Source organism: Chryseobacterium sp. S90 (assembly GCF_047444895.1).
Taxonomy (GTDB): domain Bacteria; phylum Bacteroidota; class Bacteroidia; order Flavobacteriales; family Weeksellaceae; genus Chryseobacterium.
In genome coordinates this window covers 1-765 of record NZ_JBLGCX010000021.1, presented here as the reverse complement: position 1 = coordinate 765, position 765 = coordinate 1, and the positions used below count along the sequence as shown (strand labels likewise).

Annotated in this window: 1 protein-coding gene; it reads right to left on the bottom strand. The window is 28.4% G+C overall.

The window, feature by feature from the left end:
- A partial coding sequence (locus tag ACLMCG_RS23080; RefSeq protein ID WP_413961448.1) for a hypothetical protein occupies nucleotides 1–765 on the bottom strand: 765 nt, incomplete at both ends.

Sequence of the window (765 nt, the reverse complement as noted above, 5' to 3'; positions counted from 1 at the left end):
TGGGTGAAGTATAGTACTTCCGTTCATTAGCTAGATCGATAGCATTTCCAAATTTATTCCTTCCGATAAAACAAAATGAAATAAATGAAAATAAAATTCCTAAAGTAAGAATATGTTCTTTAGAAATTATTTTTCGGTCAGACTGAGATAAATACTGAATAGTTGTTATAAGACAAAGGGGTATTAAATTAGTCCAGAATCTACCAAGCATATAATCCGTGACATAAACTGTATACAGAAAATACATAACAATTCCTATAAAAAGAGGTTTATTCACCCTATAAGCCGAGGTTATTCCGAGCGCTAATAGTAATACTAGAAATGGAGATCTAATTGTATTTTTAACAAGATACGCTATGGAGTAATCTACTCCTAAGAAACCTGCTTTCATATAAAAGCTATTAGGAAATATACTTCCAAAGTATAACAGTGAAAAAATCAGCCATAAAACAATAGGTATTCCAGCAGTAAAAATTATCTTTAATGATTTTATTCTGTATTTATTTAACAAATAAATAAACACTGGAAACACTATTAAAAAGAAATCGTATCTTGTTAGAAAAGCCAGTGCTATGGAAAAAGGTAACAAACCTGTTTCAATCAGATTATTCTTTGAGAAAATTGAAATTCCAAAAACAGTTAATACTAAAAAAGATAAAGAGTTTTCCAATGCACCAGTAGAAAAGTGTATATAAAATTCTGTACAAAATGATAGAAATAATATTGTTATAGAGGCATAGAATTGATGTCCGGATAATTTTTTTT